Below are 6,837 nucleotides of genomic sequence, written 5' to 3'. Positions count from 1 at the left end.
CTCACGCTGTTGAGCAGGTGTTCATGGTGCATCGGGTCGAGCTTGCCCACGCGCTGCTCGATCATGGCCTGGGTAATGACCAGCTCGCCCCCCAGGTTGATCAACTGGTCGACCTTCTCGATGCTCACGCGAATGGAAGACGACTCCTGGGCCAGTCCGGCGCCACCCTTGGCCGCCCTCTTTTCGGCCGATGCATGTTCGCCATGCAAATGGGCATCGTCGTGATGCGCATTGCCGTTGCCATTGCCTGCGGCATGGGCCGCGCCGTCGGCCTCGGCCTTCTTCGGGCTGATGTCCAGCGGCACGAAGGGGGCGAAGAAGCCGTAGCCCTGCTCGCGCTCCTTGTCTTCGAGGGCGGTGTGATTGTCGAAGAAACCGTAGCCCTGGGTGCGTTCGCGCTCTTCCTGGGTCACGAAATTGTCGAAGAAGCCGTAGCCGCGCTCTTCATCGCTGCCCTGGGCGGCTTCGACCGCTTGTGAAATCTTCAGATCGGCCACATTGACGATGAAGGCGCAGATGGCGACCACGTCATCGATCGGTTCGGCCGTATCCAGGATGAATACCCAGCGCCCCTCGGGCGACTTGGATTTTTCCAGCTTGCCCAGCATGGACAACTCATCGGCCAGGGCGTCGGCATCCTTGTCGGCGATGACGGGCATATCCAGCCGGTAGCGGCGCACGCCACCAGGTCCGACCACGGCCGCGGCCGGGGCAGCCGCCTTGGGCGCGGCGGCGCTGGAACTCTTGCCCTGCGACAGGGCTTCGAGCAACATGCGCACCTGCGCCACCGCTTCCTGGTCCACCTCGGCGCCATGCTTGTGGCCGTCGAGCATGGACTTGAGCACATCCTTGGCGGCCAGGAAGGCGTCCACGTGCTCCGAAGTCAGGGCCATCTGGCCCTGGCGAATGCGGTCCAGCAGCGACTCCAGCACGTGCGTGACTTCGGCGATATCGGTCAGGCCGAAGGTGGATGAACCACCCTTGATCGAATGTGCGGCGCGAAACACCGCATTGAGGTCTTCCGGATCGGGAGACTCTACATTGACGGCCAACAACAGCTTTTCCATTTCCGCGAGCCCTTCCTCGGCCTCGTCGAAAAAGACCTGGAAAAACTGGCTCATATCAATGCTCATGCCTGGGCTCCATGCTGGATGCAGTACGTGTATTCTTATTATTCCGGCAAGATCAGCCGATTACCTTGCGCACCACCTCGGTCAGGCGTTGCGGATCAAACGGCTTGACCAGCCAGCCATTGGCGCCGGCTGCCTTGCCCTTGGCCTTCATCTCGTCGCTGAACTCGGTGGTCAGCATCAGGATGGGCACGCGGGCGTAGCTGGTCAGCTCGCGCAGCGAGCGGATCAGGGTCAGGCCGTCCATGCGCGGCATGTTCTGGTCGGTCAGCACCAGGTCGAAGGTATGCGTCTTGGCCTTTTCCAGCGCGTCCACCCCGTCGACCGCCTCGGTCACGTTGTAACCCGCAGCTTTCAGACTGAATACCACCATCTGACGCAGTGACCCGGAATCATCTACTGCGAGAATCGTTTTGGACATCGTTACTCCCTGTTTCTTCAATAAGGCTCATGCGCGTATGCATTATGCCGCACCATTGGTCTCCGACCTAACGGCCAGTCTGACCGGAATGACCTAGTTCAATCTTGTACCACTCTGCCAGCCACCGACTAGAACAACTCGATATCGCCGCTTTCCATGCGGGTCTGGCGTACTGCCTTCCACAGCCCCGAATCGAGCACTGTCAGGCGTTCTTCCATGGCCTGCACGGTGCTGGCCAGCAGTTCCTTCAACTCATCATCGGTCTGGCCCTGCTCGGGTACGATCTCGAAGCTGTTGGCACTCAATACGCCCAGCGCTTCACGCAGGCCGATCACGCGGCGCACGATACGCTCCAGCAACTGGCTGGTCATGTCCTGGAACTGCAGGCCGGTCACGGCTGCATTGACGTAGTGGCTGACCTGGCCCTGGGTGGCCTTGAGCTGCTCGATGCTCTCGCCGTCGAACTGGCTATTGCCGTTCATCAGCCCCTCCAGGATGCTCTGCTGGAGCTGCACCGAGCGATGCAGTTCCATGAAGCTGGTCCCCAGCTTGCCAATGGCTTCACCCAGCAGGATGTTGGTCTGGACCAGGTCCGACTCCACTTCCGTCAATTGGCGGCTGCCGCCGCTGGCAGTATCGAGCAACAAACGCTTGAGCTCCTGCAGCATGGTCTTGGTCGGCATATCCAGCTCTCTTCCCCTGTTCAGTTGAACACTTCTGCTTCATCACCACATCGACGTCAATCTCGACGCCCCCCGCTCTAATTCTTGGCCGGTGCGCCCAGCCCCTGCTGGACGTCATCGTCGCTGGCATCGGTGGGTACATTGAGCGACCCACTATCCTTTTCCACCATCTCTTCGGCCTTCTTGTTCATGACGATGATGCTGATGCGACGATTGATCGGGTTGAAGGGGTCTTCCTTGTCCAGCAACACCGCCGAAGACAGGCCCACCACCCGCAACACCTTGGATTCATCCATGCCGCCGATGATCAGTTCGCGCCGCGAAGCATTGGCCCGGTCAGCCGACAACTCCCAGTTGCTGTAGCCCTTCTCGCCATGCGAATAGGGCGTGGCATCGGTGTGGCCGGACAGGCTGATCTTGTTGGGCACGTCATTCAAGGTACGACCGATCTCGTGCAGGATCTCCTTGGTATAGGGCTGCAACTGGGCGCTGGCCAGGGCGAACATGGGACGGTTCTTTTCGTCCACGATCTGGATGCGCAAACCTTCGGTAGTGATGTCGATCAAGAGCTGGTTCTTGAACTGCTTCAAGGTCGGATTGGAGTCGATGGCCTTTTCCAGGCGCGTCTTCAATTCTTCCAGCCGGGTGCGTTCGGCGCGTTCCAGTTCCTGCTGTGCCTGCTTCAGACTCTGCTTGCGCGAGACGATGTCGTTCTCGCCCTTGCGCAACTGCCCATCCTGACGGGTCAAGTCCTTGCCGCCCCCGGGCAGCACGGTATTGGCGTCACCACTGCCGGAGCCGCCGGCCATGGCCACCTTCAGCGGCGTCTTGAAGTACTCGGCAATGCCGTTCAAGTCCCCCTTGGCAGTCGAACCCAGCAGCCACATCAGCAGGAAGAACGCCATCATCGCCGTGACGAAGTCGGCGTAGGCGATCTTCCAGGCGCCGCCGTGGTGACCGCCGCCGCCCTTCTTGATGCGCTTAACGATTATGGGACGTAGCCCTTCGTCGGCCATGCCTGTACTCCTGCCTCAATGCTGATGTCAGTGTAAATCGATGTAAGTCAGGCCTGCCCCGGTGGACTTGAACTGCTTACGTTCTTAACTTCTTAGCTTCCCAATGCCTTACTTGCTCTTGGCCTGCTTGACGTGTTCTTCCAGTTCGAGGAAGGTCGGACGTTCCGTCGAGAACAGGACCTTACGGCCGAATTCGATCGACAGCGCCGGTGCATAGCCATTCAAGCTGGCCAGCAGGGTCACCTTCACGCATTGGTAGATCTTGGTCGACTCGTGCAGCTTCTGTTCCAGCAAGCTCGAGAGCGGACCCACGAAGCCGTAGGCCAGCAGAATACCGAGGAAGGTACCGACCAGCGCGTGGGCGATCAGCATACCCAGTTCGGAAGGCGGAATACCCACCGATTCCATGGTGTGCACCACCCCCATCACCGCGGCCACGATACCGAAGGCCGGCATACCGTCACCCAGCTTGGCGATGCAATGCACGGGGATCTCGCCTTCGTGATGATGGGTCTCGATTTCGTTGTCCATCAGGTTTTCGATCTGGAACGCATCCATGTTGCCCGACACCATCAGACGCAGGTAGTCGGTCATGAATTCGATCAGATGATGGTCCGCCAGCACGCCCGGATACTTGCTGAAGATGGGGCTGCTCTCGGGCTCTTCGATATCCCCTTCAATGGACATCAAACCCTCTTTACGAGACTTGGTCAGAATCTCGAAGAGCAGCGCCATCAATTCCATGTACAGCGCCTTGGTATAGGCCGAACCCTTGAAGACGGTCGGCAAGGCTTTCAAGGTGGCCTTGATCGCCTTGCCGTTGTTACCAACCAGGAAAGCGCCGCCGGCGGCACCGCCGATCATGAGCAGTTCGATTGGCTGGAACAGCGCTCCCAGGTGCCCCCCCGCCATGGCAAAGCCGCCGAAGACGGATGCCATGACCACGATATATCCAATGATGACTAACAAGTGCCTACTCCCGTCCCTGTGGCGTTGAGTGTATTTTCACGTTCATCAGGTTACAGGTATTCCAATCAAGCAAATGAGGGAATACATATCCGAAAAACGTCCTTCCTTTTTGATTTACGGCGCAATCGCCGCAAACTTGATACGTCGCGTCTCGCAGCTCACATGCGCCATCCATGCAGGACCGGTCCGCCCCCCGGTGGTTCGATCACGACATCAGGGGTGGTGCCAGGAATATGAAACTCATAGCTCAAAAGCAGCGTGCCCGGCTTCATCTCGGCGCGCGCCTTGTGCCATAGCGCCACCATGGCCGCCGGCGACAGGTAGGCAAAGACCACGTCGTAATCACTGAAATCGAGCAACAGATAATCGCCCCGCACAAAGCGGCAGCGATTACCCGCCAGCGCAGCCCGCAGGCGACTGACCAGCCACGGCAAGGGGGCGATCTCGATGCCGGTGAACTCGCTCTCGGGACGGCGTCGCGACAGGTCCAGCACGGCGCCACCCAGGCCACTGCCGATGTCCATGAAGCGGATCGCCCGCCCCTGCGGCAGCAAGGCGGCCACCGCATCCCAGGCACGCTGACCGGAAGGATAGAACGGCACCTGGCTGCGGAAGGTGGACCAGAACAGCACCAGCATGAACAGAAACACCACCAGGAACACCCACGGCGGCAGGTGCAGGCTGCCCACGGCCAGCGCCGCCACCGGGAACACCAGCAGGATCAGCCACCACCACACGGCCATGCCACGCAGGCGCGCCAACAGCGCAGCCAGCACACCGTGCAGCAGCGAAGTCTGGAGGGGGGATAAAGGAGAAAGACCGGCGCGCTGCAACAGCACATCGATCACATTGGCAGCCACCAGACCCAGCACGAACAACAACAGGGCCTGGATGGCCGGTGCCTGCAACAGTGGTCTGCGGCGCGCACCGGCCTGATTCTGATCTTCGGACATCGCGGCAATCGGCCTTATTCTTGTGGTTGACCTACCTGGCCCATTCCCGCATCAATGCATCACTGCAGCAGCACCCGCTCGGGATGGCTCAAGCCACCGCCGCCAGCACCGGCACCTCGGCCAGGGGCGCTGCCACTGCCAGCGGCATGGCGGCCTCGACCAGACCCATGACCACGGCATCCTTGGCCTTCTTGGTCTTGCCGGCACGCGAAGGCATGTGGCACAGGCCGCACAGGTAATCCTGATGCAGATCCAGGCGATGCACTACGAAATGCCCGCCGCACTTGCAGCAGGGCGTGGTCATGAGCATCTTGCTCTCGAAGAAGCGCACCAGGGTCCAGGCACGGGTGAGCGAGAGCACCGGCTCGCCCGAGTCGGTGTAGCCAACCTGCTCCAGATAGAGCTTGTAGGCCTTCATGACGGCTTCGATACCGCTGATGCGGGCATATTCCACCAGATAGCGGTGGATGTTGATGAACAAGGACGAATGGATGTTGGGCTGCCAGGTAATGAACCAGTCGGTCGAGAACGGCAACATGCCCTTGGGCGGAGACACGCCCTTCAATTCCTTGTAAAGCTTCAGCAGGCGCTCGCGCGACAGCGAAGTTTCCGATTCCAACAACTGGAGGCGTGCCCCCAGGTTAATCAATTCAATGGCCAACTGAATTTCCTGCGCTTCCGTGACAACGCTCTTCTTAGCCATGTTGCTACCCCCCGGTGATTTCGTAGTAAAACTGCCTGACCTAGGCCCGTGCGCCCCAGGCGGACGGACAATCAATGCAGGCTGGATCAAGACACAAACTGTTTAACTTCCTGGAACATCTCCCCTCCCGCACGTGAACATCCCCTGTACGCGCAGGCCCTGCTCTGTCTTGTTGTTTTACGAAATTTGCTCGCTGGGCTGACAAGCCATCAAAATGGCCGCATGAGACTGGGCCAGGCTTTTGTCCTTGTTGTAGTTGGTCAGCATCCCGAGGATGGCGCCATCGTCAAAGCGAAAGCGCGTCAACATCATGTTGGTCGCCGCCAGCTTCATGATCTGGGCATTGGACAGCCCTTCGATCAGATCGGCGATCTCGGCGCTGATGCCCAGCCGGAAGATCGCAGTCGGCTTGTCCGAACGGATCATCTGCTGCGCCAGCATGAGATAGCTCAGGTTGGCATCGCGGATCTCCGCCATCATGTCGTTGGTATTCATTTACACCCCACCTCGGTAAGTACTTCCACTGCTCAAAGCGGCACGACGCGGCGTCGGGCTGCTTACAATCGCTTACATTTACTTGACTGCAAGCTAATTCTGAGGGGGGGCGGACACGCGGGAAATTAGACTTGATCGGTATTTTTCGTCCGACACCGACCCGTCCAGTCTGTAGGCGTTAGTCCTACATGGGCAGGGAATCACCGGGTGATTTTTCAGTCAGGAGAGGGAACAGGCAGTTTGCTTGCGACTTTCGGGGCCAATCAGGAATTTCCTGATCAAAAGCTTTCTTGCCTGAAATGACTCAATAAAATTGCATTTTGAGCAACGAAATAAATTGTAAATTTTCGATGTTTACGCGCTGCTTGTTGCTGGTCGGCGACTAGCTCATCCACATTTTTACCTCTTCACCGAAACTCCACTGTAGTTTCCTTACGCTTTGCTACTGAAAAAACTTGCAAAATTTT

8 protein-coding genes are annotated in these 6,837 nt (G+C 58.8%); all 8 read right to left on the bottom strand.

Annotated features, from left to right (window positions below; all coding sequences use genetic code 11):
* Positions 1 to 1,133 (bottom strand): Hpt domain-containing protein (locus I5W_RS14445; protein ID WP_044529749.1); only part of this gene is annotated, 1,133 nt, incomplete at its 3' end.
* A gap of 52 nt (positions 1,134 to 1,185) precedes the next feature.
* Positions 1,186 to 1,551 carry a response regulator gene (locus tag I5W_RS14440; RefSeq protein WP_006463269.1) on the bottom strand — a complete coding sequence of 122 codons (366 nt, stop codon included), beginning with the start codon at positions 1,549 to 1,551 and terminating at the stop codon, positions 1,186 to 1,188.
* 128 nt (positions 1,552 to 1,679) lie between these two features.
* The gene (locus I5W_RS14435) at positions 1,680 to 2,234 is read right to left on the bottom strand and encodes a hypothetical protein (protein ID WP_044529748.1); all 555 of its coding nucleotides are present in this window, start codon (positions 2,232 to 2,234) and stop codon (positions 1,680 to 1,682) included.
* A 77-nt stretch (positions 2,235 to 2,311) separates the two neighbouring features.
* Positions 2,312 to 3,250 (bottom strand): flagellar motor protein MotB, encoded by a 939-nt coding sequence (gene motB / locus I5W_RS14430; protein WP_017451777.1) that lies wholly within the window; start codon positions 3,248 to 3,250, stop codon positions 2,312 to 2,314.
* Positions 3,251 to 3,358: 108 nt separating this feature from the next.
* Positions 3,359 to 4,219 carry a flagellar motor stator protein MotA gene (gene motA / locus I5W_RS14425; RefSeq protein ID WP_017451776.1) on the bottom strand — a complete coding sequence of 287 codons (861 nt, stop codon included), beginning with the start codon at positions 4,217 to 4,219 and terminating at the stop codon, positions 3,359 to 3,361.
* A gap of 158 nt (positions 4,220 to 4,377) precedes the next feature.
* Complete coding sequence (locus I5W_RS14420; protein ID WP_044529747.1) at positions 4,378 to 5,172, bottom strand: class I SAM-dependent methyltransferase; 795 nt, start codon at positions 5,170 to 5,172, stop codon at positions 4,378 to 4,380.
* A gap of 88 nt (positions 5,173 to 5,260) precedes the next feature.
* Positions 5,261 to 5,875 carry a flagellar transcriptional regulator FlhC gene (flhC, locus tag I5W_RS14415; protein WP_044529746.1) on the bottom strand — a complete coding sequence of 205 codons (615 nt, stop codon included), beginning with the start codon at positions 5,873 to 5,875 and terminating at the stop codon, positions 5,261 to 5,263.
* Between the two features lie 177 nt (positions 5,876 to 6,052).
* Positions 6,053 to 6,370, bottom strand: coding sequence for a flagellar transcriptional regulator FlhD (flhD, locus tag I5W_RS14410; protein ID WP_017451773.1), 318 nt, complete (start codon positions 6,368 to 6,370; stop codon positions 6,053 to 6,055).
* Between the last annotated feature and the right edge of the window lie 467 nt (positions 6,371 to 6,837).

Source organism: Herbaspirillum sp. B65 (genome assembly GCF_000333555.1).
Taxonomy (GTDB): Bacteria; Pseudomonadota; Gammaproteobacteria; order Burkholderiales; family Burkholderiaceae_D; genus Herbaspirillum; species Herbaspirillum rubrisubalbicans.
Note: the sequence above shows the minus strand (reverse complement) of the source record. Positions and strands in the feature narration are given on the sequence as shown.

Excerpts from the sequence above, each read along its gene's own strand:
- I5W_RS14440 (WP_006463269.1), bottom strand. The coding sequence starts at position 1,551 with ATGTCCAAAACGATTCTCGCAGTAGATGATTCCGGGTCACTGCGTCAG.
- I5W_RS14435 (WP_044529748.1), bottom strand. The coding sequence starts at position 2,234 with ATGCCGACCAAGACCATGCTGCAGGAGCTCAAGCGTTTGTTGCTCGAT.
- motB (WP_017451777.1), bottom strand. The coding sequence starts at position 3,250 with ATGGCCGACGAAGGGCTACGTCCCATAATCGTTAAGCGCATCAAGAAG.
- I5W_RS14420 (WP_044529747.1), bottom strand. The coding sequence starts at position 5,172 with ATGTCCGAAGATCAGAATCAGGCCGGTGCGCGCCGCAGACCACTGTTG.
- flhC (WP_044529746.1), bottom strand. The coding sequence starts at position 5,875 with ATGGCTAAGAAGAGCGTTGTCACGGAAGCGCAGGAAATTCAGTTGGCC.
- flhD (WP_017451773.1), bottom strand. The coding sequence starts at position 6,370 with ATGAATACCAACGACATGATGGCGGAGATCCGCGATGCCAACCTGAGC.